Source organism: Pseudomonas solani (genome assembly GCF_026072635.1).
GTDB lineage: Bacteria > Pseudomonadota > Gammaproteobacteria > Pseudomonadales > Pseudomonadaceae > Metapseudomonas > Metapseudomonas solani.
The window spans coordinates 256,063-279,414 of sequence record NZ_AP023081.1; the positions used below are offsets into that span (position 1 = coordinate 256,063).

General features: G+C 66.0%; 25 protein-coding genes, 1 pseudogene and 1 riboswitch. Of the genes and pseudogenes, 9 read left to right on the forward strand and 17 right to left on the reverse strand.

Annotation, left to right across the window (positions count from 1 at the left end; genetic code table 11):
* Positions 1-6: 6 nt before the first annotated feature.
* On the reverse strand, positions 7-1,875 hold the full coding sequence (gene btuB / locus PSm6_RS01225; RefSeq protein WP_371877003.1) for a TonB-dependent vitamin B12 receptor: 1,869 nt from the start codon (positions 1,873-1,875) through the stop codon (positions 7-9).
* A 57-nt stretch (positions 1,876-1,932) separates the two neighbouring features.
* A riboswitch (cobalamin riboswitch) is annotated at positions 1,933-2,142 on the reverse strand.
* A 112-nt stretch (positions 2,143-2,254) separates the two neighbouring features.
* Between btuB and PSm6_RS01230 the strand changes: the two genes are divergently transcribed.
* From PSm6_RS01230 to PSm6_RS01240, 3 genes are all read left to right on the forward strand, one after another.
* Entirely contained in the window at positions 2,255-2,590 is a 336-nt protein-coding gene (locus PSm6_RS01230) for a four-helix bundle copper-binding protein (RefSeq protein ID WP_265169306.1), read from the forward strand.
* Between the two features lie 95 nt (positions 2,591-2,685).
* Positions 2,686-2,970 (forward strand): type II toxin-antitoxin system Phd/YefM family antitoxin, encoded by a 285-nt coding sequence (locus tag PSm6_RS01235; protein WP_021222697.1) that lies wholly within the window; start codon positions 2,686-2,688, stop codon positions 2,968-2,970.
* A complete protein-coding gene (locus PSm6_RS01240; protein ID WP_043244951.1) occupies positions 2,954-3,295 on the forward strand; it encodes a type II toxin-antitoxin system RelE/ParE family toxin in 342 nt (113 codons plus the stop codon). The genes PSm6_RS01235 and PSm6_RS01240 overlap by 17 nt, the downstream gene beginning before the upstream one ends.
* 14 nt (positions 3,296-3,309) lie before the next feature.
* On the opposite strand, the gene PSm6_RS01245 is transcribed toward PSm6_RS01240, so the two are convergent.
* The 7 genes from PSm6_RS01245 to ttcA form a co-directional block, all read right to left on the reverse strand.
* A complete protein-coding gene (locus PSm6_RS01245) occupies positions 3,310-3,630 on the reverse strand; it encodes a hypothetical protein (protein ID WP_021222695.1) in 321 nt (106 codons plus the stop codon).
* Positions 3,631-3,634: 4 nt separating this feature from the next.
* Positions 3,635-4,297 (reverse strand): class I SAM-dependent methyltransferase, encoded by a 663-nt coding sequence (locus PSm6_RS01250; RefSeq protein ID WP_043244953.1) that lies wholly within the window; start codon positions 4,295-4,297, stop codon positions 3,635-3,637.
* A gap of 8 nt (positions 4,298-4,305) precedes the next feature.
* On the reverse strand, positions 4,306-4,833 hold the full coding sequence (locus PSm6_RS01255; RefSeq protein WP_265169307.1) for a C40 family peptidase: 528 nt from the start codon (positions 4,831-4,833) through the stop codon (positions 4,306-4,308).
* Positions 4,834-5,007: 174 nt separating this feature from the next.
* A complete protein-coding gene (locus PSm6_RS01260; RefSeq protein WP_031289040.1) occupies positions 5,008-5,619 on the reverse strand; it encodes a C40 family peptidase in 612 nt (203 codons plus the stop codon).
* A 66-nt stretch (positions 5,620-5,685) separates the two neighbouring features.
* Positions 5,686-6,459, reverse strand: a complete 774-nt coding sequence (locus tag PSm6_RS01265; RefSeq protein WP_043244954.1) for an NAD-dependent deacylase — start codon at positions 6,457-6,459, stop codon at positions 5,686-5,688.
* Between the two features lie 26 nt (positions 6,460-6,485).
* Positions 6,486-7,157 carry a DNA-3-methyladenine glycosylase I gene (locus PSm6_RS01270; protein ID WP_021222690.1) on the reverse strand — a complete coding sequence of 224 codons (672 nt, stop codon included), beginning with the start codon at positions 7,155-7,157 and terminating at the stop codon, positions 6,486-6,488.
* 86 nt (positions 7,158-7,243) lie between these two features.
* Positions 7,244-8,068: a tRNA 2-thiocytidine(32) synthetase TtcA gene (gene ttcA / locus PSm6_RS01275; RefSeq protein ID WP_021222637.1), complete on the reverse strand. Its 825-nt coding sequence runs from the start codon at positions 8,066-8,068 to the stop codon at positions 7,244-7,246.
* Between the two features lie 100 nt (positions 8,069-8,168).
* Between ttcA and PSm6_RS01280 the strand changes: the two genes are divergently transcribed.
* From PSm6_RS01280 to PSm6_RS01290, 3 genes are all read left to right on the forward strand, one after another.
* Positions 8,169-8,765: a DNA-J related domain-containing protein gene (locus PSm6_RS01280; protein WP_021222636.1), complete on the forward strand. Its 597-nt coding sequence runs from the start codon at positions 8,169-8,171 to the stop codon at positions 8,763-8,765.
* A gap of 164 nt (positions 8,766-8,929) precedes the next feature.
* Positions 8,930-9,529 (forward strand): Yip1 family protein, encoded by a 600-nt coding sequence (locus tag PSm6_RS01285; RefSeq protein ID WP_043244852.1) that lies wholly within the window; start codon positions 8,930-8,932, stop codon positions 9,527-9,529.
* A 252-nt stretch (positions 9,530-9,781) separates the two neighbouring features.
* On the forward strand, positions 9,782-10,276 hold the full coding sequence (locus PSm6_RS01290; protein WP_021222634.1) for a SprT family zinc-dependent metalloprotease: 495 nt from the start codon (positions 9,782-9,784) through the stop codon (positions 10,274-10,276).
* A 156-nt stretch (positions 10,277-10,432) separates the two neighbouring features.
* On the opposite strand, the pseudogene PSm6_RS01295 reads toward PSm6_RS01290, so the two are convergent.
* From PSm6_RS01295 to PSm6_RS01315, 5 genes and pseudogenes are all read right to left on the reverse strand, one after another.
* Positions 10,433-11,612: pseudogene (locus tag PSm6_RS01295) on the reverse strand (CaiB/BaiF CoA transferase family protein).
* A 22-nt stretch (positions 11,613-11,634) separates the two neighbouring features.
* Positions 11,635-13,272: an AMP-binding protein gene (locus tag PSm6_RS01300; protein ID WP_265169308.1), complete on the reverse strand. Its 1,638-nt coding sequence runs from the start codon at positions 13,270-13,272 to the stop codon at positions 11,635-11,637.
* Positions 13,273-13,371: 99 nt separating this feature from the next.
* Positions 13,372-14,202, reverse strand: a complete 831-nt coding sequence (locus tag PSm6_RS01305) for an amidohydrolase family protein (RefSeq protein WP_265169309.1) — start codon at positions 14,200-14,202, stop codon at positions 13,372-13,374.
* 67 nt (positions 14,203-14,269) lie between these two features.
* The gene (locus PSm6_RS01310; protein ID WP_021222630.1) at positions 14,270-15,409 is read right to left on the reverse strand and encodes an acyl-CoA dehydrogenase family protein; all 1,140 of its coding nucleotides are present in this window, start codon (positions 15,407-15,409) and stop codon (positions 14,270-14,272) included.
* Positions 15,410-15,641: 232 nt separating this feature from the next.
* Positions 15,642-16,934 (reverse strand): dicarboxylate/amino acid:cation symporter, encoded by a 1,293-nt coding sequence (locus tag PSm6_RS01315; protein WP_021222629.1) that lies wholly within the window; start codon positions 16,932-16,934, stop codon positions 15,642-15,644.
* Positions 16,935-17,256: 322 nt separating this feature from the next.
* Between PSm6_RS01315 and PSm6_RS01320 the strand changes: the two genes are divergently transcribed.
* Positions 17,257-18,255 carry an AraC family transcriptional regulator gene (locus PSm6_RS01320; RefSeq protein WP_021222628.1) on the forward strand — a complete coding sequence of 333 codons (999 nt, stop codon included), beginning with the start codon at positions 17,257-17,259 and terminating at the stop codon, positions 18,253-18,255.
* A gap of 76 nt (positions 18,256-18,331) precedes the next feature.
* Here the strand turns inward: PSm6_RS01320 and PSm6_RS01325 are convergent, their stop codons facing one another.
* A complete protein-coding gene (locus PSm6_RS01325) occupies positions 18,332-18,652 on the reverse strand; it encodes a putative quinol monooxygenase (RefSeq protein ID WP_184487945.1) in 321 nt (106 codons plus the stop codon).
* Between the two features lie 161 nt (positions 18,653-18,813).
* On the opposite strand from PSm6_RS01325, the gene mdaB reads away from it, so the two are divergent.
* Positions 18,814-19,404, forward strand: a complete 591-nt coding sequence (gene mdaB, locus PSm6_RS01330) for an NADPH:quinone oxidoreductase MdaB (RefSeq protein ID WP_265169311.1) — start codon at positions 18,814-18,816, stop codon at positions 19,402-19,404.
* A 108-nt stretch (positions 19,405-19,512) separates the two neighbouring features.
* Here mdaB and modC read toward each other — a convergent pair whose 3' ends face one another.
* The 3 genes from modC to modA are packed head-to-tail and all read right to left on the reverse strand — an operon-like array spanning position 19,513 to position 22,066.
* Positions 19,513-20,601 carry a molybdenum ABC transporter ATP-binding protein gene (gene modC, locus PSm6_RS01335; protein ID WP_265169312.1) on the reverse strand — a complete coding sequence of 363 codons (1,089 nt, stop codon included), beginning with the start codon at positions 20,599-20,601 and terminating at the stop codon, positions 19,513-19,515.
* 19 nt (positions 20,602-20,620) lie between these two features.
* Entirely contained in the window at positions 20,621-21,301 is a 681-nt protein-coding gene (modB, locus tag PSm6_RS01340) for a molybdate ABC transporter permease subunit (RefSeq protein ID WP_021222624.1), read from the reverse strand.
* Positions 21,302-21,322: 21 nt separating this feature from the next.
* Positions 21,323-22,066 carry a molybdate ABC transporter substrate-binding protein gene (gene modA / locus PSm6_RS01345; protein WP_265170489.1) on the reverse strand — a complete coding sequence of 248 codons (744 nt, stop codon included), beginning with the start codon at positions 22,064-22,066 and terminating at the stop codon, positions 21,323-21,325.
* Between the two features lie 479 nt (positions 22,067-22,545).
* On the opposite strand from modA, the gene PSm6_RS01350 reads away from it, so the two are divergent.
* A complete protein-coding gene (locus PSm6_RS01350; protein WP_265169313.1) occupies positions 22,546-23,340 on the forward strand; it encodes a substrate-binding periplasmic protein in 795 nt (264 codons plus the stop codon).
* Positions 23,341-23,352 lie beyond the last annotated feature (12 nt).

The window sequence follows — 23,352 nt, forward strand, 5'->3', positions numbered from 1 at the left end:
CTCCTGTCAGAGGGCTTGGTAGCGGACGCTGAAGAACACTGCCTGGCCGGGCTGGTTGTAGTCCAGCGCGGTTTCGTAGTCGGCATCCAGCAGGTTGGTGACCTTGGCCTGCAAGCGCCACTCCTCGTTCAGCCAGTATTCGCCGCGCAGGTCGAGGGTGGCATAGCCGGCCACCTTGTTGCGGTTGGCCAGGTCGTCGTAGCTGCGGCCTTCGGCGTGCAGCGTGGCGCCCAGGCCGAAGCGGCCGATGCGCCGGTCCAGGTCGAGGTTGAAGCTCTGTTGCGGGCGGCGCGGCAGCTCGTTGCCGGCGTTGCTGCCGTGGTCGCGGTTCTCGGCGTCGAGGAAGGTGGCGTTGGCGTTCCAGTCCCAACCCAGCCACTGGCTGCCGAGCACCAGTTCGAGGCCGTCGATGCGGGCCTTGCCGATGTTGTTGGGGCCGCCGTACGGGCCGAGGGTGGAGTCGTAGGCGATCAGGTCGTCGACATGGGTGCGGTAGGCGTTGACCGACCAGTGGCCCCAGTCGTGCTGCCCGGTGAGCGCGGCCTCGAAGCTCTCGGAGGTTTCCGCGTCCAGGCCCGGGTTGCCATAGCCGGGGTAGTAAAGCTCGTTGAAGCTGGGCGCCTTGAAGGCGGTGCCGTAGCTGAGGCTGAAGCGCAATTCATCGGTGAACGCGTAGCCCCAGGCGGCGCTGCCGGTGTCGTGGGTGCCGAACTGCTCGTTGTCGTCACGGCGTAGCGACAGCTGCCAGTCCTGCTGGCCGGCTTGCCCCAGGTACTGGGCGAACCACCCCTGGTTGCGGCGCGAGTCCTGCTCGAAGGCCGTGGAGCTGCTGACCTGGTCACGCTGCCAGTCGTAGCCGAGGGTCAGCACGTGGCCTTCGGCGAGGGTCAGGTCGTTGAGCCAGGAGGCGCTGTCGCGCTTGGAGTCGAAGCGGGCATCGAACAAGCCATCGGTGTGGCTGGTGGACTTGTCCTCGCTGCGACCGGCCCGGAGGGTGATGTTCCAGATGTCCTGGGGGCTGAAGCGGGCGCGGCCGCCGATCACCTCCTGGCGGTTGTCGGCGTTGGCGCCGTGGCCGCCGAGGGGATGCAGGTAGCCACTGCTGTCGATGTCGTCGTAGTCGTTGTGGGCCTTGGCGCGCATCAGCGTGCCATCCAGCGCCAGACTGCCGAGCTGCACACCGGCATTCAGGGTACCGGACAGGTTGCGGTAGCCGTCGGCGTCGGGCTCGTAGTAGTTGCTGCCCTGGCGGCGGGAGTTGATGCCGTCGGTGTCCTGGCTGCTAACGCCGAGGTTGTACCAGGCCTGCTCATCGCCACCGGCTACCCCGGCGCTGCCCTGGTAGCTGTCATGGGTGCCGTAGCCGGCAGAGAACCAAGGCTTCGCCGCGCCGTCGCCATGCCCCTTGCGGGTGAAGATCTGGATCACCCCGCCTATGGCTTCGGAGCCGTAGAGGCTGGAGCGCGGGCCACGGACCACTTCGATGCGCTCGATCAGCTCCACCGGCAGGTCCTGGAAGGCCGTGAGCCCGGCGCTGACGGAGCCGACCTTGACGCCGTCGATCAGCACCAGCACGTGGTCGGACTCACTGCCCCGCATGAACAGCGTGGTGTTCTTGCCAGGGCCACCGTTGTTGCTGAGGGTCACGCCCGGCACCTTGCGCAGCAGCTCGGGCACGGAGCTCGCCTGGCTGCGCTCGATGGCCGCACGGTCGATCACGGTGGTGGCGGCCAGGCTGGCGCGCACGGGCTGCTCGCTGCGGGTGGCGGTGACCACCTGCTCGTCAAGTTCGAGGGGCGCGGCGGCCAGCGGGGAAATGCACGAAATGCCGAGAACAGCCAGCAGCGCCGGCCTCGGGGAAGCGTATCGACTCAAGATTCGATCTCCGTCGCGCCACCCGCGCGACCTTCTGGGGTGATGCATGGGCGATCCCATGCGCAGTCACACCAGGCCGGTCTCCGGGCTTGCGAGTGGAACCGTCGGTTCCCTTCCGCGCCTTCCCATGCCTGGGCACAGTGGCTGTTGCGGAGTCTGATTCGCCTACCGTTGCGGGGCAGCGCCGGATTCTTCGGGAGAATGGACCGGCTTCCCTGTTTCACCCCGGCGGCATGGCCACGGGGCACCTGATGCAAGGCGCGCAGCTTAGTGGCCGGGGTGGCCAGGGTCAATCGACGGGCGGCGGGCGGGAAATAGGTCGAACCGACGGGGCAGAGCCACGTCCACTCAACAGGACCCACTCCATGAGGAGACCTCCATGATCCGCGACCGCTATGCCTCCTGCATCCAGGCCTGCAACGCCTGCGCCATCGCCTGTGAACACTGCGCCGCCTCCTGCCTGCGCGAGGAACACGCCGGGCACATGGCGCTGTGCATCCGCACCGACCGCGACTGCGCCGACCTGTGCCGCCTCGCCGCCCTGCTGATGGCCCGCGACAGCCCGCTGGCCGACGAGATCTGCCGCCTCTGCGCCATCGCCTGCCAGGCCTGCGCCGAGGCATGCGCCAAGCATGACCACGACCACTGCCAGGAATGCGCGCAGGCCTGCCAGCGCTGCGTGGTGGAATGCGAGGCGATGGCGAAGGCGGCTTGAGCTCGACCCGGCCAGCGCACGATTGCCTACCGGACCGGATGCGGACTATATATGGACCGCATCCGTTACCATGCGCCCCTCACAAGGAGCCCGCCATGAAAGTCCGGACCATCAGCTACCTCAAACAGCACGCCGCCTCGCTGGACCTGAGCGAGCCCATGGTGATCACCCAGAACGGCGTACCGGCCTACGTCGTGGAATCCTATGCCGAACGCCGCCGCCGCGATGAAGCCCTGGCGCTGATCAAGCTGCTGTCGTTCGCGGAACGGGACAAGGCAGAGGGCCGCCTCATCTCCGCCGACACCCTGCTGCAGCGCCTCAAACAGCGCAGCCCCCTCACCCAAGGACCGGGAAGCATCGAGGATGAGCAGGAAGATTGAGGTCGCCTATGCGACCACCGCCGAAGAAAGCCTGGTTTCGCAGATCCACCACCTGACGCCTTTCATTGGCGCCGAACCGGCCTACGCCAAGCTCGCAGCCCTGATCACAACCTCCGAGCACCATCTGCAAGCCCACCCACTGGCCGCCCCCATCTGCGAGGAAGCCGCCTTGCTGGGCGTCCGCGGCTACCGCGAACTGCATATCGATGAGTTCCGCATCCTCTATCGCTTCGACGAGACCGCCAGCCTGGTGATGGTCGCGCTGATCCTGCGGCAGCGACAGAGCATCGAAGAGCAATTGATCAACTACTGCCTGATGCGTTGAGTAGCACAGCGCCCTCAATGCCTCGGCTCGAACCCCGCCGGTTTGCCCGCCAGCCAGTCGACGAAGGTGCGCAGGCGCTCGTCGGCCATCAGCGCCTCGCGGCTGTTGTAGGTCAGCGCCAGTTCCTTTTCGCTGAACAGGCGGTGGATCTGGTTGTGGCAGGGACGACAGACCCAGAGGGTGGCGGTGATGCGCTCGTTGCGGGCGAAGCGCTTCTGCACGTAGGTCTTGCCGTGCAGGGCCTTGGGGATCAGGTGGTGGCGGGTCAGGGGCGCGGCGCGCCGGCAGAGCTCGCAGGCGTCCGGCTGGGGCGGCAGGCGGATGGGCTCGGCCACGGGTTCAGCGCTTGCGGCAGAGGGTCAGCCCGTCGCCGATGGGCAGCAGCGAGAGATCGACGCGTGCATCGGTCTTGAGCGCGCGGTTCAGGGCCTTGATGGCGCGGGTGTCGGCGCTGTCGGGGCTGGCTTCCAGCACGCGGCCGCTCCACAGCACGTTGTCGAACAACACCAGGCCACCGCTGCGCACCAGGGCCAGGGCGTGCTCGAGGTAAGCAGGGTAGTTGGCCTTGTCGGCGTCGATGAAGATCAGGTCGAAGCTGCCGGCCTGCCCTTCCCGCTCCAGACGCCCGAGGGTTTCCAGGGCCGGGGCCAGTTGCAGGTCGATGCGGGTATCGACGCCGGCTTCCTGCCAGTAGCGCCGGGCGACGGCGTTGTAGTCGCCGGGCAGGTCGCAGCAGAGGATACGGCCGTCCGCCGGCATGGCCTCGGCCATCACCAAGGCGCTGTAGCCGGTGAAGGTGCCGATCTCGAGGATGCGTCGCGCGCCGGTGAGGCGCACCAGCATGGCCATGAACTGACCCTGCTCGGGGGCGATCTGCCAGCGCGCCGTGGGCAGTTGCGCGGTCTCCTCGCGCAGGCGCGCCAGCAACGGCGTCTCGCGCAGGGAGACGTCGAGCAGGTAGCGGTGGAGGTCGTCGTCGAGGTTGAGCGTCCGGGTGGTCATGCAGCCTCTCAGGGCGTGCTAGCCAGATGCGAGTCGAGCAGCACGCGCTTGGCGTTCAGGTAGCTTTTCTGCCAGTAGCTGTTGGACAGGCTGTCGAGGCGTACCGTTCCGCCGCTGGAAGGCGCATGGACGAAGCGCCCCTCGCCGACGTAGATGCCGGCGTGGCTGACCTGGCCGCCGCCGTTGGTGGCAAAGAACACCAGATCGCCGCTCTGCAGGGCGTTCATGCCAATGGTCGGCACGCGCATGGCGATGAGCTCGCGGGTGGAGCGCGGCAGGCTGATGCCGGCGGCGTCGCGGTACACGTAGCCGATCAGGCCGCTGCAATCGAAGCCGCTGTCCGGCATGTTGCCGCCGTAGCGGTAGGGCGTACCCACCAGGCCGAGGGCGCGGAACAGCACGTCATCGGCCGCCGGCGAGGACGGCGCCTGAACCACGGGCGGGGTGTAGACCGGAGCGGGAGCCGGCGCATGGCTGGAGCAGGCACCGAGCAGGGCGAGCAGCGCGATGAGGGTGAGACGGTGCAAGGCGGGCATGGCAAGTCAGTCCTGACTTGAGGTTTGCACGCTAATGTGCTGATCCCGCTCGAATAATGCAAGCAAAAAGCCATCGCCGCTGCGCTTGGGCGGCAACCCGTACCTATATAAAGGGAGGCGGAAACGACTCGGCCCGGAACAGAGTCCGGGCCGATAGGTGCATCTGGATCGCGATCAGCGGTGCATCGAGCCCTGCGCCGAGGCGTTCATCGAGGGGGAGACCTGCGCGAGGACGCGCTTGGCTTCCATGTAGCTGGCGTTCCAGTAGCGATCATCCAGGCTGTCGACCCGCACACCGCCGCTGCGGTGGCTGGAGGAATGGATGAACTGGTCGTCGCCGATGTAGATGCCGGCGTGGCTGACGCGACCACGACCACGGTTATTGAAGAAGACGATGTCGCCCGGCTTCAGTTCGCTGCGCGCAATGACCGGCGCATCGAGGTTGATCATTTCACGGGTAGAGCGCGGCAGCTGGATGCCCGCCTCTTCCTTGAACAGGTAGCCGACGAAGCCGCTGCAATCGAAGCCGGTCTTCAGCGAGCGACCACCGAAGCGGTAGGGAGTCCCCACCAGCTCGAAGCCACGCTCGAGAACGTTGTCAGCGAGGGACGGCAGCTGGTAGGGCTCGTCGTCCATCATATCCGCCATGTCCTGGACGCTCGGCTCTTCGATGACGGCCTGAGGTTCCGGAGTGACGGCTACTTGCGGCTTTGGCGAGACGCCGGCGCAAGCGGTAAGAAACAGTGCAAACGCAATGGGCACGAGGGGTGCGAAGCGACTGAGCATGGGCACGACCGTGTCGAAAATTATAAGAAGGCGCGAATATGCCCTCTATCGATCTAATTTGCAAATTTAATCGATCGAAATGTGACTCAGTAGTTCCTGCAAAACATCTAAGGCCTTTCCCTTCAGATGTACGTCGACTGAGCGTGCGAGGTCGGTGCTGGCGGGGTTGATCTCCGCCGTGAAGCCGCCTTGCTGGCGGGTGCGCATCACCGGTTCGATGATGTAGGGGAAGCTCGCCGTGGTGCCTACGGCCAGCACCGCATCGAAGCCCTTGCGCAGTTGCGCGTAGAGGGTGTCGATGGCCTTTTCGGGGAGCATTTCCTCGAACAGGACGACGGGAGGCCGGAGGATACCACCGCACACAGTGCATTTGGGAGGCAAAGGCCGTTCCAGGTGCTGCGACAGTTGGTCACTCTCGGCACCGCACGACTGGCAGAACAGCGGCGACAGCTCGCCGTGGATCTCGATCAGCCGCTCCGGCGGCGACCCCGCCTGGCGGTGATAGCCGTCGATGTTCTGCGTCAGCACCCAGCATTCCGGCTTGAGCCGCTGCAATTGCGCGATGGCTTCGTGCCCGGGATTGGGGCGCGCGGCCAGGCAGGCGCTGCCGAGTTGGGCGAGGTATTTCCAGCACAGCGCCGGGTCGCGCCGCAGCATGGGCCCGGAGATGGCCTCCTCGATCGGGATGCCCTCCTCCGTCATGCCGTTATAGAGGCCACCGAGCCCCCGGTAGGTGGGCAGGCCGGAATCCGCCGAAAGCCCGGCACCGGTGATGACCAGGATGCGCTCTGCGCGCTTGAGCTCCGCAGCGACGCGGGCGATAGCCGACGAATGATTCATGCAAGCCTCCTGCTCGATGAAACGGGTCAGTGATTGACGGTGTAGGCCAGCATCGCCGACAGGTGGCACAGCGGCCGCCCGCTTTCCTCGTGCCAACGGTTGAAGGCGGCCTGTACCAGCGCCAGGTCGCGCAGGCTGGTGGGCACCTTGTCGATGATGTCCTGGGCCTTGAGCGCCGCGACCATGTCGTTGGACGGGACGAAGGTGTCCTTGCCGACCATGCGCAGGAAACGCGGCGCCGAAAGTCCGCCCATCTGGCTGCCGTGCTTGGCCAGGTACTTCCACAACCCGACGATGTCGGACGTCGGCCAATCGGCGATCAGCGCACCGAAGCTGCCCTTCTCGCGACGTACGTCGAGGATGAACTGGGCGTTGCGCGGCACGCTCTTGAGCTTGCCCAGGTGGCGAATCAGCCGCGCGTCCTGCATCAGCCGCTCCAGGTGCTCGGCGCCCATCAGCACCACCTTCTCCGGATCGAAGCCGAAGAACACCTCCTCGAAGGCCGGCCACTTGGCGTCCACCAGGCTGTGCTTGAGCCCGGCACGGAACACCCGCAGGGCCAGCAGCGACAGGTAGCGGTCATCGCTCAGCTCGCGCAGCTCGGCATCGCTGCGCGGCTGCGGCAGGCGCGCTTCCAGGGCCTCGGCCGAACCGAAGCGGTTGAGGCAGTACTCGTGAAGCCAGCGGTAGTCACGCATAAAAAGGGCCTTGGCTAGAAAGCTTGAAGCTTGAAGCTTGAAGCTTGAAGCCTTCCGGTTTCAGGCTCTCGGCTTCCAGCTCCACTTCAGATATTGACGACGTCCAGGGTGCGCGGCGCGGCGCTTTCGTCGATGCGCAGGTTGGTGAAGTCGAACAGGTTGCGGTCGGCCAGTTGCGAGGGCACCACGTTCTGCAGGGCGCGGAACATGATCTCGGTGCGGCCCGGCGACTTGCGCTCCCAGTCCTGGAGCATCTCCTTGACCACCTGGCGCTGCAGGTTCTCCTGGGAGCCACAGAGGTTGCACGGGATGATCGGGAATTCCTTGAGCTGCGAGTAGGCCTCGATATCGGCCTCGTTGCAGTACGCCAGCGGGCGGATCACCACGTTGCGGCCGTCGTCGGCACGCAGCTTCGGCGGCATGGCCTTGAGGGTGCCGCCATAGAACATGTTGAGGAAGAAGGTTTCCAGGATGTCGTCGCGGTGGTGACCGAGGGCCATCTTGGTCGCACCGATCTCGTCGGCGAAGGTGTAGAGCGTGCCTCGGCGCAGGCGCGAGCACAGCGAGCAGGTGGTCTTGCCTTCCGGGATCTTCTCCTTGACCACCGAATAGGTGTCCTTCTCGACGATGTGGTACTCGACGCCGATGGAGTCCAGGTAGGCAGGCAGCACGTGCTCGGGGAAGCCGGGCTGCTTCTGGTCCATGTTCACCGCCACGATCTCGAACTTGATCGGCGCGACCTTCTGCAGGTAAAGCAGGACGTCGAGCATGGTGTAGCTGTCCTTGCCGCCGGACAGGCAGACCATGACCTTGTCGCCCTCCTCGATCATGTTGAAGTCGGCGATGGCTTCGCCAGCGAGGCGACGGATACGTTTCTGCAGTTTGTTCTGGTTGACCGAAAGGGTGCCCATGGTGCTCTGGAATCCGGGGAGGGGTGCGAAAAGCTGGCTATTTTACGCACAAAGCGCGCGCCGCCCCAGCCCTCTGTTTCGCTGTGCTAGCCTGCGCCCGATGAACGACGAACTAGACCCCTCCCTCGACCTCGCCGACCAGCTCCTGGTGCTGCTCCGCCAGCAACCGGACGGCATCGGCGAATTCGACCTGATCCAGCGCCTGAAGGCCGGCCACTCCACCCACATCCCCAACCTGGGCCTCGGTGATCGCCTGGTACTGTTCCGCACCCACTTCCTGCTGTTCAACGCCCTCTATCTATTACGCGACCGGCTCTGGGCCGAAGGAACCGCCTTTCTCGCCATCAGCCCGCTGAGCATCCAGCTGCTGCCTTACGCAGCGGGCAGTGACGCCCTCACCGAACACGACCCGCTGCGCACCTACTACCTGGACACCCGTCACCTGCGCGACACCACCGAGCGGGATGTCGAGAAACTGCTCTCGAGCTTCTGGACGCGCATGCAGGGCGGGGACGAGAAGCTCGCCGCCCTCGAGCTGTTCGAACTGGTGAACAGCGAGGAAGCGCTCAACCTCGGGGTGATCAAGCATCGCTACCGCCAACTGGTGAGCCAGCATCACCCCGATCGCGGCGGCAGCACCGAGCGCATCCAGTCGATCAACAAGGCGATGGAAATACTTCAGCGCTATTACAGCTGAGCACTAAGTCTGATTTGCTCTAAAGCCACGGCAGACGCGGACTCCAGCCTGTACCTATACTGCGACACAAGGTCGCATGCGTCGGCCGGGCACCGGGCGGCGCTGGCTATGCGTCCCAGGCGCTTTGCTGGGGGCGACCTCATAATAATGAGGAGGTGTTCAGAATGATCCACCACGTTTGGGGGCTCTTCACCCATCCCGATCAGGAATGGCAGGAAATCCGTGGCGAGGAAGAAAGCATCAGCCACATGTACCTCACCCATATCCTGGTACTCGCAGCCATACCCGTTGTCTCTGCCTATATAGGAACCACCCAGGTCGGCTGGGCCATCGGCAAGGGCGATCCGGTCATGCTCACGCAGTCCAGCGCGATGCAGATGACCATCCTCTCCTACTTCGCCATGCTCGCCGGTGTCGCCGTCATGGGCGCCTTCATCCACTGGATGGCGCGCACCTACGACGCCTCGCCAAGTTTCACCGAATGCGTCGTGTTCGCCGCGTACTGCGCCACGCCGCTGTTCATCGGCGGGCTCGCGGCGCTCTACCCGCACCTGTGGCTGGGCATGATGATCGGCACCGCCGCCATCTGCTACACGGTCTACCTGCTCTACGTGGGCATACCGACCTTCATGAACATTCCATCCGACGAGGGCTTCCTGTTCTCCAGCTCGGTGCTGGCCGTGGGCCTGGTGGTGCTGGTGGCGATGATCGCCGCCTCCGTCATCTTCTGGGGCATGGGCGTAGGCCCGGTCTACATCCGCTGACCCCTTCACCCGTAGCACGGAGGCCGCCCATGGGCGGCCTCTTCGTTTGCCCTCCCGCTCGACCAAAACTCGGCAATCGGGCGCGTGGCCTTGCGGGGCATGGTCAACGTGCTGGTCTCGGTGATCCTGCACGGGCACCTCTACCTGATGCCGGAATACGTCTAGAACGGCGCACCACGACCGCTCGGCAGGAGAACGATTCGGCCGGTGGCGGCTTTGCGGCATAATTGCGGGCTCTGGAGAGCCCCCTTTATGCCCGAGCTGCTACACGCCCGCGTCGAAGCCTGCTACCAGCAGGCGGAAGCTTTTTTCCAACGCCGGTTCACCCGCCCCGAAGTGAGCTTCAAGCTGCGGGGCCAGAAGGCCGGTGTCGCTCACCTGGATGAGAACAAGCTGCGCTTCAACCCCCAGCTGTATCGCGAGAACCAGGACGATTTCCTCAAGCAGACCGTTGCCCACGAAGTGGCGCACCTGGTCGCCCACCAACTGTTCGGCCACCGTATCCAGCCCCATGGCGAGGAATGGCAGCTGATCATGCGGGGCGTCTACGAGCTGCCGCCCAACCGCTGCCACAGCTACGACGTCAAGCGCCGCAAGGTCACCCGCTACCTGTACCGCTGCGCCTGCCCGGACGGCGACTACCCCTTCTCCTCCCAGCGCCACGCCCTGGTGGCGCGCGGGCGTCGTTACTACTGCCGACGCTGCAAGGTGACCCTGGTGTTCAGCGGGGAACAGCGGCAGGAATAATCCAAAGCCCGCAGGGCGGGTGTAACCCGTCGATGTGCGGCTTCGCTTGAAGCTTGAAGCTTGAAGCAACGAGTGTGGGAGCGAATTCATTCGCGAAGCTGAAGCCCACCCTACGCCAACCCCACGCCTGTCTATCCACATCCGCCGAACGCACGCCTACCCCGTCACCTTGCCAGCTTTCAGCGAGGCGATCTGCTCGGCGGTGTAGCCCAGCTCGGCCAGCACCTCGGCGGTGTGGGCACCTACGGCTGCGCCGACATGGCGCGGTGCGGGCAGGCCATTGGAGAACTTGATCGGGCAGGCGATCTGCCGTTGCGCCGGCAGCCCGTCGCGGGGCACTTCGGTGACCAGGCCGCGCGCCTCGATCTGCGGGTGCCGCACCGCTTCGGAGAGCGGCAGCATCGGCTCGACGCAGGCATCCAGGGCGGCGAACACCTCGCTCCATTCGGCGAAGTCGCGCTTCTCGAACTCGATCTCGATGGCGCGCTTGAGCTCGCGCTGGTCCTCCGGCTTGGGCGATAGCCCGCGTGCGGCCAGGTCCGGCCGGCCGATGGCGGCGCAGAACTGCTGCATGAACTGCGGTTCCAGGCTGCCCACCGAGAACCAGCGGCCGTCACGGGTGCGGTAGTAGTCATAGAAGCTGCCGCCGTTCAGCGCCTGGTTCTCCATGTCCGGCTCCACGCCGGCACCGAGATAGCCCGCACCGGCCATGCCGTGCAGGCTGAAGGCGCAGTCGGTCATGCTCACGTCCACGTGCTGCCCCTCCCCCGTCACCTGGCGCTGGATCACCGCCGCCAGCAGGCCCATCACCCGTGCAGCGAGCCGCCGGCAATATCCGCCAGTTGCACGCCCAGGGGCAGCGGGCCGCTTTCCTGGCGCCCGGTGTAGCTGGCGATGCCGGCCACGGCCAGGTAGTTGATGTCGTGGCCGGCACGGTCACGGAAGGGGCCGCTCTGGCCGTAGCCGGTGATGGAGACGTAGATCAGCCTGGGGTTGATCGCCTTCAGCGCCTCGTAGCCCACGCCCAGCTTGTCCATCACCCCGGGGCGGAACTGCTCCAGCACGATGTCGTACTCGGCCACCAGTTGGCGCACCACCCCACCGCCTCGGGGCGCTTGAGATCGAGGGCGATGCTGCGCTTGTTGCGGTTCAGGTAGGCGTGGCTGGTGGAGGTGCCACCGTCATGGGGCGGCAACACGCGCACCAGGTCCATGCGGCTGGGGGATTCGACGCGCAGCACCTCGGCGCCCATGTCGGCCAGCAGCAGCGAGGCGAAGGGCCCCGGCAGCAGGGTGGAGAAATCAAGGATCTTCAGCGAAGCGAGCGGGCCTGTCATGGCGACTCCATAGCGGTTCGGTTCATTCCCAATGCAGCGGCTGGTGCCTGTCCAGGCACGCGGCCACTGCGGCGAAGCGTTGTTCCAGCACGTTGCGGCGGATCTTCATGGTCGGCGTCATGCAGCCGTTATCCACCGTCCAGGGCTCGCGCACCAGCACGAAATGGCTGATGCGCTCATGGGCCAGGAGGCGCTCGTTGAGGGCCTGCAGGCTGGCCGCCAGCTCGGCCTCGATCTGCCCGCGCGCCTGCGCCCGGGCCGCCGGGCTGAGTTCGATCAGCGCCAGTGGCTGGTCCAGGCCGTTGCCCATCAGGCACACCTGCTCCACCCAGAGGTTCTTGGCGATCTCGCCCTCGATGGGGGCCGGCGCCACGTACTTGCCCTTGCTGGTCTTGAAGATGTCCTTCACCCGCCCGGTGATGCGCAGGTAGCCATCGGCGTCGATCTCGCCCTTGTCGCCGGTGTGCAACCAGCCCAGCTGCAGCGTATCGGCGGTCTTCTCCGGCTCCAGGTAGTAGCCGGCCATCAGCGCGCGGCTGCGGTAGAGGATCTCGCCGTTCTCGGCGATGCGCACCTCGTTGTCCGGCATCACCCGGCCGACGCTGCCGAAGCGCACCTGGCCCGGCCGGTTGAAGTTGCCGTAGGCGAAGTTCTCGGTCATGCCGTAACCCTCGCAGATGGTCAGGCCGATGCGCTGGTACCACTCCAGCAGCGCCACCGGGATCGGCGCCGCACCGCTGACCAGCACCCGCGCACGGTCCAGCCCCAGCCCCTGGCGCACCTTGCGCGCCACCAGCGCACCCAGCAGCGGGATGCGCAGCAGGCGGTCCAGCTTGGCCTGGGGCAGCTTCTCCAGCACGCCCTGCTGGAAGCGCGTCCACAACCGCGGCACGGAAAAGAACACCGTCGGCCGCACCCGCTTGAGGTCGGCGGCGAAGGTGTCCAGGGATTCGACGAAGGCGATGGCGCCCCCGCAATACAGGCTGTTGGTTTCCACCAGGAAACGCTCCGCCGCGTGGGACAGCGGCAGGTAGGAGAAGAACTGCTCGCGCTCGTTGAGCCCCATCTCCGCCACCGAGCGGCTGGAGGCGAAGGCGAAGGCCTCGGCCCGCTGCATCACGCCCTTGGGTTGGCCGGTGGTGCCGGAGGTGTAGAGGATGCTGAGCAGGTCATCAGGGCGCTGCACATGCCCATCGCGCAGCGGTTCATGGGCGGCGAGCAGCGCGTGCCACTGATGCGGCGCGCTCAGGGTCGGATACGGCATGGCGACGCGGATGACCTCGGCGGGGATGCCGGCCGCGAACCTCTCCGCCTCGTCCAGCTTGCCGAGGATGATCACCTTGCACGCCGAGTGGCGCAGCACGTAGTCGATGCTCTCGGCGGATTGCAGCGGGTAGAGCGGCACGCTGACCAGCCCGGCGAGCATGATCGCCAGGTCGCTGATGATCCACTCGGCACAGTTCTTCGCCAGGATCGCCACCCGGTCGCCCGGCGCGCAGCCCAGCGCCTGCAGCGCACTGGCCAGGCGCCGCGCCTGGTCGTCGGCCTGGCGCCAGGTCAGGTCATGCCACTGGCGCTCCACCGGCTGGCTGAGCCAGACGCGGTCCGGCGTGGTGCCCACCCAATGGGCGAGCCGCTGCAACGGCAGTTGATCGGTCATTGCTGAACCCTCCTTGTTGTTCTTGTAATGGTCGGAGCTTGTCACGTTATTCGCCGCCTATCTGCCCTCCTCCCGGGCACGGCGGCTCGCCGGATAGCCTCACAGCCGGAACACCTGGCGGGCGTTGCCCTGGAGGAACTTCGCCTCGATCTCCGCCGGCAGCGCCAGCTCCTTCACCTGGGTCATGCAGCGCTCCAGGGACAGCTGCGGGAAGTTGCTGCCGAACAGCACCTTGTCCTGGCCGTAGCTGCGCATGAACTGCAGCAGCGCCTGGGGGTAGTAGCGTGGCAGGTAGGCGGAGGTGTCGATGTAGATATTGTCGTGCTTCCAGGCCAGGCCGATCATTTCCTCGGTCCAGGGATGGCCGATGTGCCCGGCGACGATGCGCAGCTCGGGGAAATCCAGCGCCACCTCGTCCAGGTAAGGCACCGGGCGGCCGGTCTCCGAGGGCATCAGCGGGCCGGTGTGGCCCACCTGGGTGCAGAAGGGAATGTCCAGCTCGATGCACTTCACGTAGAGCGGGTAGTAGAGCCGGTGGTTGGGCGGCAGCTTCCACAGCCAGGGCACCACGCGCAGCGCCTTGCAGCCCAGCTCCAGCACCGCCCGCTCCAGCTCGCGCACCGCCGCCAGGGGCTTGCCCAGGTCGACGGTGGCGACCCCGACGAAGCGGTCGGGGAAGGCGCGGGTGTACTCGGCCACCAGGTCGTTGTCGAACACCCAGCGCTCCGGCCGGCACCAGGCGGCGAGCATGAGTTTGTTCACGCCCGCGCGGTCCATCTCCGCCACCGTCTGCTCGGGTGTCAGCGGTTGGTCGAGCAAGTGCGCGGAACCGGATTTCTCGAACAGCCGGACCACCTCCGGCAACAGCTCGCGGGCGCGGCCGTTGGCGGGTTGGGCCCAGGCGTCGATGGCGCCAAGCGGTGCATTCATGGCGATGGCCTCCTGGCGTCTACACAGTGGCTGAACGCTAGCCCGGTCCGGGGCGCCGGGCTGGGGTTCAGAGCTTCATGCCGCGGCTGATGATCTCCTTCATGATCTCCGAGGTGCCGGCGAAGATGCGCTGGATGCGCGCGTTCGCGTACATCTTGCAGATCGGGTACTCCCACATGTAGCCCCAGCCGCCGTGCAGCTGCACGCCTTCGTCCACCACCTTGCACAGCAGCTCGGTGGTGAACAGCTTGGCCTCGGCGGCCACCTCAGGGGTCAGCTTGCGCTGGTTGTGGTCCATCACGCAGCGGTCGGTGAAGACCTGGGCGACGTCTATCTGGGTGCGCATCTCGGCCAGCTTGAAGCGGGTGTTCTGGAAGTGCGAGACGGGCCGGTCGAAGGCCTTGCGCTCCTTCACGTAGTCGATGGTGGTCTGCAGCGCCGCCTCGGCACCGGCCACTGCGCCGCAGGCGTTGGTCAGGCGTTCCTGGGCGAGCATGTTCATCAGGTAGAAGAAGCCGCCCTTGGCATCGCCCAGCAGGTTCTCCTTGGGCACCTTGACGTTGTTGAAGAACAGCTCGGCGGTGTCCTGGCTCTTCATGCCCAACTTCTTCAGGTTGCGCCCGCGCTCGAAGCCGATCATGTCGCGCTCCACCAGGAACAGACCCATGGCGTGCTTGTTGGCCGGGTCGGTCTTGGCCGCGACTATCACCAGGTCGGCCAGCAGGCCGTTGGAGATGAACACCTTGGAGCCGTTCAGCTCGTAATGGTCGCCCTTGTCCACCGCAGTGGTGCGCATGCCGGCCAGGTCGGAACCGGCCGAGGGCTCGGTCATCGCCACCGCGAGGATGATCTCGCCGCTGATGATCCCCGGCAGGAAGCGCGCCTTCTGCTCGGCGTTGCCGTACTCGGCGATGTAGGGGCCGCACAGCGCCGAGTGCAGCGGGATCATGAAGCCCGGTTCGTTGATGTGGGCCAGCTCCTCGCACATGATCTGCTCGTAGCGGAAGTCCTTCAGCCCGGCGCCGCCGTATTCCTCGTCCGCCCAGGGCAGCAGGAAGCCCATCTCGCCAGCCTTGCGCCACACCGCACGATCCACCACGCCCGCCTCTTCCCAGGCTTCCTGGTGCGGCACCACTTCCTTCTGCAGGAAGGCACGGAACGAGTCGCGGAACATGTTGTGTTCGGTTTCGAAATGGATGCGCTGCATGCGAAGGGTCTCCCTGGAAAAAATCGTTCCGCAGGGTAGGCGGCGCCCGCCCTAGCGCTCAATGACACAAGCGCTCAGGGTCGATTGACCCATGTGCTCATAGGCTCCCGCGCACGCCAGGCCAGGGGATCGGCGCGCCACGTCCCACTTTCCTGCGCCCATAAAAAAGCCCGTCACGAGACGGGCCTGGAAAATCTCCTCCCCGTGGGGAGGGAGGAGAGAATTACGCGGTTCAGACGCGCTGGGCTTCTGCCTGCGGCGCGGCATTGCCATTGCCGGCCAGTTCGCGGTCCAGCGTGTCGGTGTCCAGCTGCTTGCACCACTTGGCGACGACGAGGGTCGCCACGCCGTTGCCCACCAGGTTGGTCAGGGCGCGGGCTTCGGACATGAAGCGGTCGATGCCGAGGATCAGCGCCAGGCCCGCAACCGGCAGGTGGCCAACGGCGGAGATGGTGGCGGCGAGGACGATGAAGCCGCTACCGGTGACGCCGGCGGCGCCCTTGGAAGCGATCAGCAGCACCAGCAGCAGGGTGATCTGGTGGGTGATGTCCATCGGCGTGTCGGTGGCCTGGGCGATGAACACCGCGGCCATGGTCAGGTAGATGGAGGTGCCGTCGAGGTTGAAGGAGTAACCGGTGGGGATCACCAGGCCGACGACCGACTTGTTGGCACCGAGTTTTTCCATCTTGGCGATCATGCGCGGCAGGGCCGACTCGGAGGACGAGGTGCCCAGCACGATCAGCAGTTCTTCGCGGATGTACTTGATGAACTTGAGGATGCTGAAGCCGTGGGCGCGGGCGATGCTGCCCAGAACCACCAGCACGAACAGCAGGCAGGTGATGTAGAAGCACAGCATCAGCTGGCCGAGCTGCACCAGCGAACCCACGCCGTACTGGCCGATGGTGAAGGCCATTGCACCGAAGGCACCGATGGGCGCGACCTTCATGATCACGTTGATGATGTTGAACATCACCTGGGAGATGCGCTCGATGAACTCGAACACCGGGCGGCCGTAGTCGCCCATGCGGTGCAGCGCATAACCGAACAGCACGGAGAAGAACAGCACCTGGAGGATGTCGCCGTTGGCGAAGGCGCCGACCACGGTCCCGGGGATGACGTTCATCAGGAAGTCGATGGTGGACTGCTTCTCACCGGCAGCGGCGTAGGCCGCGATGCCCTTGATATCCAGGGTGGTCGGGTCGACATGCATGCCGGCGCCGGGCTGGAATACGTTCACCACGATCAGGCCGATCACCAGCGCCAGGGTGGAAACGATCTCGAAATACAGCAGCGCGTAGCCGCCGGTCTTGCCGACGGCCTTCATGCTTTGCATGCCGGCGATGCCGGTCACCACGGTGCAGAAGATGATCGGCGCGATGGCCATTTTGATCAGCTTGACGAAGCTGTCGCCCAGGGGCTTCAGGGCAACGCCGGTCTGCGGGAAGAAATGGCCGATCAGGATGCCGATGGCGATGGCCACCAGAACCTGGAAATAAAGGCTTTTGTAGAGGGGTTGACGGGTCATGGCAGATCCTCTCGGGTGGTGCGGGGCCTGATTCCGTACAGGGGCGCACCACCGGTCTCAATCACCTCCCTTGCTGGGAGACTTTGTTGTTCTGCGATCCAAACCAATGGATGGCGCAGCTCTTATCGCAAGGGCTGTGCCAACCCGTCTTGCCGGCGCAATGCCTAGTGCGCCGTGGCCTACAGAAAATTGCTGGGCGCTGTAGGACAATCCCTCAGGCGGATTCCCGCCAGCGAAGCAGGGGGATTCCCGCCACATCCGCCCCTTGTCGCCTGCTTCTGCCACGACCTACCATCGGTCACCCCGAGCCAGGAAGCCGCCCATGCGCGAGCGAACCATCGCCAGCCATTTCGTCCGAGCCGCCTTGCGCGGCCCCGCACGCCAGGGCGTGGACTGCACCGCCATCCTGCGCAACGCCGGCATCCAGGCCGCGCTGCTGGACGAGCCACGGGCACGCATCGCCCCCGAGCAGTTCAGCCGCTTGATGCAGTTGTTGTGGGAGGCGCTGGACGACGAGTACATGGGCTTCGGCCGCCAGCGCAGCAAGCGCGGCACCTTCGCCATGATGTGCCACGCCATCATCCACTGCCGCAGCCTGGAGAAAGCCCTGGGGCGAGGCGCGATGTTCTACGGCCTGTTCCCCGAGGCGCCGCGCATCCTGCTGGAGCGCGAGGGCGAATCGGTGCGCCTGACGGTGGACGACGCCACGCTCTGGGACCCGGACCACTTCCTGGTGGAAAGCCTGCTGGTGATCTGGCACCGCCTCGGCAGTTGGCTGATCGGCCAGCGCATCCGCCTGGAGGAAGCCACCTTCGCCTACGCCGAGCCCGAGCACGTGGGCGAATACGAGCTGCTGTTCCCCACCACCCGCCGCTTCGACGCGCCCTGCACCAGCCTGCTGTTCCAGGCGCGCTACCTGGCCATGCCGCTGCTGCAGGACGAGCGCACCCTCAAGCACTTCCTCGAACACTCGCCGGCCGACCTGCTGGCCCGTCCCGACGGCGGCGACAGCCTGAACAGCCAGATCCGTCGCCTGCTGGGCCGCGACTGCCGCGACTGGCCGGACCTGGAAAAGGTCGCCCAGCACCTGCACATCAGCCCGCAGACCCTGCGCCGCCACCTGCGCGAGGAAGGCACCAGCTTCCAGGAACTGAAGGACCACCTGCGCCGCGACCTGGCCATCTACCACCTGGGCCGCGACGAACTGGCCATCCAGGACATCGCCGAACAGCTTGGCTTCTCCGAGCCCTCGGCCTTTCACCGCGCGTTCAAGAAATGGACCGGCCTCACCCCCGGCGCCTACCGCGCCCAGGAAGCCTGACCAGTAAGGCGGAGCCTGGGCTGTAGCCTGGGCTTCAGCCCAGGGGATACCCGGAACACCCGATGAACGACGCGGCTCACCCCGCCTTCACCATCGCCGCCGCACTGAGCATCTCGATCTCGCGGATCTCGAAATCCCGCACCAGGAATTCCATGCGCCGCTCGTGGAAGGCCTGCATGTGCGGCAGGGCCGAATGGCGCTCCAGGTCCGCCCGCGAACGCCACACCTCGAAGAAGATGAACAGCGTCGGGTCCCGGGCATCACGCAGCATGTGGTACTCGATGCAGCCCGCCTCCGCGCGGCTCGGCTCGACATAGGCGCGGAACAGCGCCTCGAACGCGTCGGCGCGCTCCGGGCGCAGCTGGGCATGGAGGATGAAGGCACAGGTATCGCTCATGGCATGGGGCTCCGCTGACTGAAAGGCGCCGCAGCCTATCGCAACAGTTCTCCACTCATTCGTGCTTTTCACGCAAAGGCTATTTGTCTGGAAGGCGGTTTTTCCGGGCCGGTTCACTGGGTAGTCTGCCGGCCATCGAGAACCTCACGAGGCCACCAGCCATGAAAAAGATCCTCCTGCTCAACGGCGGCAAGCAGTTCGCCCACTCCGACGGCCGCTACAACCGCACCCTGCACGAAGCCGCCCTGGCCTTCCTCGACCGCTCGGGCTTCGACGTGAAAGAGACCTTCATCGACGGCGGCTACGACACCGCCGAAGAAGTGCAGAAATTCCTCTGGGCCGACGTCATCGTCTGGCAGATGCCCGGCTGGTGGATGGGCGCGCCCTGGACCGTGAAAAAGTACATCGACGACGTCTTCACCGCCGGCCACGGCAGCCTCTACGCCAACGATGGCCGCACCCGCTCCGACGCCTCGCAGAAGTACGGCAGCGGCGGCCTGCTGCACGGCAAGCAGTACATGATCTCCGCCACCTGGAACGCCCCGCAGCAAGCCTTCGACGACCCCAGCGACTTCTTCGAGGCCAAGGGTGTGGACGCGGTCTACTTCCCCTTCCACAAGGCCAACCAGTTCCTCGGCATGACCGCCCTGCCCACCTTCCTCGCCGTCGACGTGATGAAGCGCCCGGATATCGCAGGCGACATCGCCCGCTACGAAGCCCACCTGGCCAAGGTATTCGGCGCCAGCGCCTGATGCCGTAGGTCGAAACGCCATTCGTAGGATGGGTAGAGCTAAGCGAAACCCATCATCCGCGAGGTTCCGCAGGGCTCTCGGAACACCGCCCGCCCCCTGCGAAGCCCCTCAGGCCAGCAACGCCACCGACTTGATCTGCGCCCACAGCTGCTGGCCCGGGTGCAGGCCGAGCTGGTCACGGGAATAGCGGGTGATGCGGGCCAGCATCGCCGTGCCGTCCACATCCAGGCGCACCAGTACATGGGCGGCGTTGTCCGCGGGAATCGCCTCGCGCACCGTCGCCGGCAGCAGGTTGAGGATGCTGCTGTCCGCCTGGCGCTGCTGGCTCAGGCTCACATCCCGGGCGCGCACCTTGAAGCGCACGCGCCGGCCGTGCTCCGCCGGGGCGTGGGCCACGCGCATGCTCAGGCCGCTGTCCGGCAGGCCGAGGCTGAGCAGGTCGTACTCCGGGTCATGGCCGATCACCCGCCCCTCCACCACCACGCCGGCGTCATCGTCCAGCGCGGTGGGCAGGTCCAGCCGCGCCAGGGTTTCGCCCAGGGGCCCGCTGGCCAGCACCCGGCCCTCATCCATCAGCACCAGGTGGTCGGCCAGCCGCGCCACCTCGTCCGGCGAGTGGCTGACATAGAGCACCGGGATATCCAGTTCGTCATGCAGGCGCTCCAGGTACGGCAGGATCTCCGCCTTGCGCTTGCCATCCAGCGCCGCCAGAGGCTCGTCCATCAGCAGCAGCCGGGGACTGGTCAGCAGCGCCCGGGCCATGCCCACGCGCTGGCGTTCGCCACCGGACAGGCGCGCCGGCATGCGCTCCAGCAAATGGCCGATGCCCAATAGCTCCACGGCCTGCTCCAGCTTCACCCGCCGCTCGGCGACGGGGATGCGCTTCTCGCCGTAGGCCAGGTTGCGCCGCACCGACAGGTGCTCGAACAGGCTCGCCTCCTGGAACACGTAGCCCAGGGCGCGCTTGTGGGTGGGCACGAAGAGCCCGCGCTCGCTGTCCTGCCAGGTCTCGCCGTTGATCTCCAGGCGTCCGCGGGCATTGCGCTCGAGCCCGGCGATGCAGCGCAGCAGGCTGGTCTTGCCGGAGCCGGAATGGCCGAACAGCGCGGTGACGCCGCGCCCGGGCAGGGCGAGGTCCACGTCCAGCTCGAAGCCGGGCCAGGCCAGGTAGAGGCGCGCACGTATGTCGTGACTCATGCCGCGAGGGTCCTTGGGGTCATGTCCAGCCCGGCCGCATGCGCCGGCTGGAATACAGGGCCAGCAGTATGAGGAAGGAGAACACCACCATGCCACCGGCCAGCCAGTGGGCCTGGGCGTACTCCATGGCCTCGACGTGATCGAAGATCTGCACCGACACCACCCGGGTCTTCTCCGGGATGTTGCCGCCGATCATCAGCACCACGCCGAACTCCCCCACCGTATGGGCGAAGCCGAGGATGGAGGCGGTAACGAAGCCCGGTCGGGCCAGTGGCAGCACCACGGTGACGAAGCTGTCCCAGGGGCTGGCGCGCAGGGTGGCCGCCACTTCCAGCGGGCGCGGGCCCATGGCCTCGAAGGCGTTCTGCAGTGGCTGCACCACGAAGGGCAGCGAATAGAAGACCGAACCCACCACCAGCCCGGCGAAGGTGAAGGGCAAGGTGCCCAGGCCGATGGACTGGGTGAACTGGCCGATGAAACCGTGGGGCCCCATGCTCACCAGCAGGTAGAAGCCGATCACCGTGGGCGGCAGCACCAGCGGCAATGCCACCACCGCCCCCACGGGACCTTTCAGCCAGGAGTCGGTGCGCGCCAGCCACCAGGCAATGGGCGTTCCCACCAGCAGCAACAGGGCCGTGGTCAGGGTCGCCAGCTCCAGGGTCAGCCAGATCGCCGCCCAGTCGTCACCACTCAGTGGCATCGCACCGCTCCCTCATTCAACTCAAAGCGCGTAGCCGTAGGACTTGATCACCGCGACGGCCTTGTCGCCCTTCAGGTAGTCGACCAGCGCCTTGGCGGCGGCGTTGTCCTTGCCCTTGGCGAGGATCACCGCGTCCTGCTTGATCGGGTCATGCAGCTCGGCCGGCACTATCCAGGCAGAGCCGCCGGTCACCTTGCCATCCTTGTAGATCTGCGACAACGCGACGAAGCCCAGCTCGGCGTTGCCGCTGGAGATGAACTGCTGCGCCTGGGTGATGTTCTGGCCTTCCACCAGCTTGCCCTTGACCTGGGCGGTCAGGCCCAGCTTCTCCAGCACCTGGGTAGCGGCCAGGCCGTAGGGCGCGGCTTTCGGGTTGGCGATGGACAGGTGCTTGTATTCGTTCTTCTTCAGCACCTCGCCTTTGGCGTCGACGTAACCGTCCTTGGCCGACCACAGGGCCAGGGTGCCGACGGCGTAGGTGAAGCGAGTGCCGGCAACGGTGTCGCCTTCCTTCTCCAGCTTGGCCGGGGTGCTGTCGTCGGCGGCGAGGAAGACTTCGAACGGGGCGCCGTTCTTGATCTGCGCATAGAACTGGCCGGTGGCACCGGTGGCGATCACCAGCTTGTGGCCGGTGTCCTTCTCGAAGTCCTTGGCGATGGCCTGGATCGGTGCGGTGAAGTTGGCTGCGACCGCGACCTGGACGTCCTGGGCCATAGCCAGGTTGGCGGTGGTGCAGGCAGCAAGCGCGATGAACAGACGGGACATGTGGCCCATGGAGCACTCCTTTGTTTTTGTGTGAGGTTGAGCAGCGCGTGAAGCGGGAGCCGACTCTACCTCTTCGCTATGTATAAAACTATACAGCGAATAAAATTTTCTTCGCGCCCGTCACAGGCCTGCAACACGGGCCGGCGACACTGGCTGCGGCTGAGGGACCAGCCCCCATCTGAAGCCGCACGCGGCTCACATGGCCACGACGGAAAAGTCCGGCGCCGCCCCGCCCTCCCCGCGCCGCTATCGCCTCCGCCTCCCCTGCCGCGGAAACCTCATGGCCGCCCCTTGCGGCCATTTTTGTACTCGCCCAGCCCCCCGTTCATCCGCCTCCCCCGCCCCGATCCTGACCGGGTTCTCAAGTTCACCCGAGGAGCAGAGACGGCGCTTTGCCATCATGCTAGAAATGCGCCCGCCAGCGGACGGCCACGGCGGCCTGACTACACTTCCCTGGCGCCTGCCCGGAAAGAGCCACCATGTCACCGATCAAGCCCATCACCTCAATCCTCGCCTGCTTCCTCGCCCTTCAGGCCCAGGCAGCCGAACCCGCGAAGCTGGTGTTCTGCTACGAAGACCAGGACTCCTGGCCCTGGGTGATGCTCGACGACAAAGGCCTCAACCAGGCGCTGTTCGACCGCGTGCAGAGCGCCCTGAAACTGACCATCGAACGCCAGCCGATGCCCTGGAAGCGCTGCCTCGACGGCCTCGCCCGGGGCCAGTACGACGGCGCCTTCGCCTCCTCCTTCAAGGCCGAGCGCCAGGTCATGGGCCACTACCCGTACCGCGCTGATGGTTCGCTGGATACCGACAAGCGCCTGCACAGCGCCTCCTACTCGCTGTACCGCCTGCGCGGCAGCCAGGCCGACTGGGACGGCAACACCTTCACGGGCATCCAGGGCCGGGTCGCGTCCCTCAGCGGCTTCTCCATCATCGACTTCCTCAAGGCCCACGGCCTGGACGTGGAAGAAACCAGCCGCGACCCGCTGGCCCTGTTGCGCATGCTCCACGGCCACCGCTTCGAAGCCGCCGCCATGCAGACCCTGCGCGCCGATCAGCTCCTGGCCAGCCACCCGGACCTCGGCGAAGGCATCGAGAAACGCCCCGTGCCGCTGGAGCAGAAGGACTACTACCTGATGCTGTCCAACCGCTTGATGGACATGAACCCCAGCCTCGCCCACGCCATCTGGGACGAGGTCGCCCGCCAGCGCGAATCGGCCGACTACCAGGCCCAGCTCAAGCAGGTCCTGGCCGCCACCCCGCACGGCAACTGACCCCACTCGGGG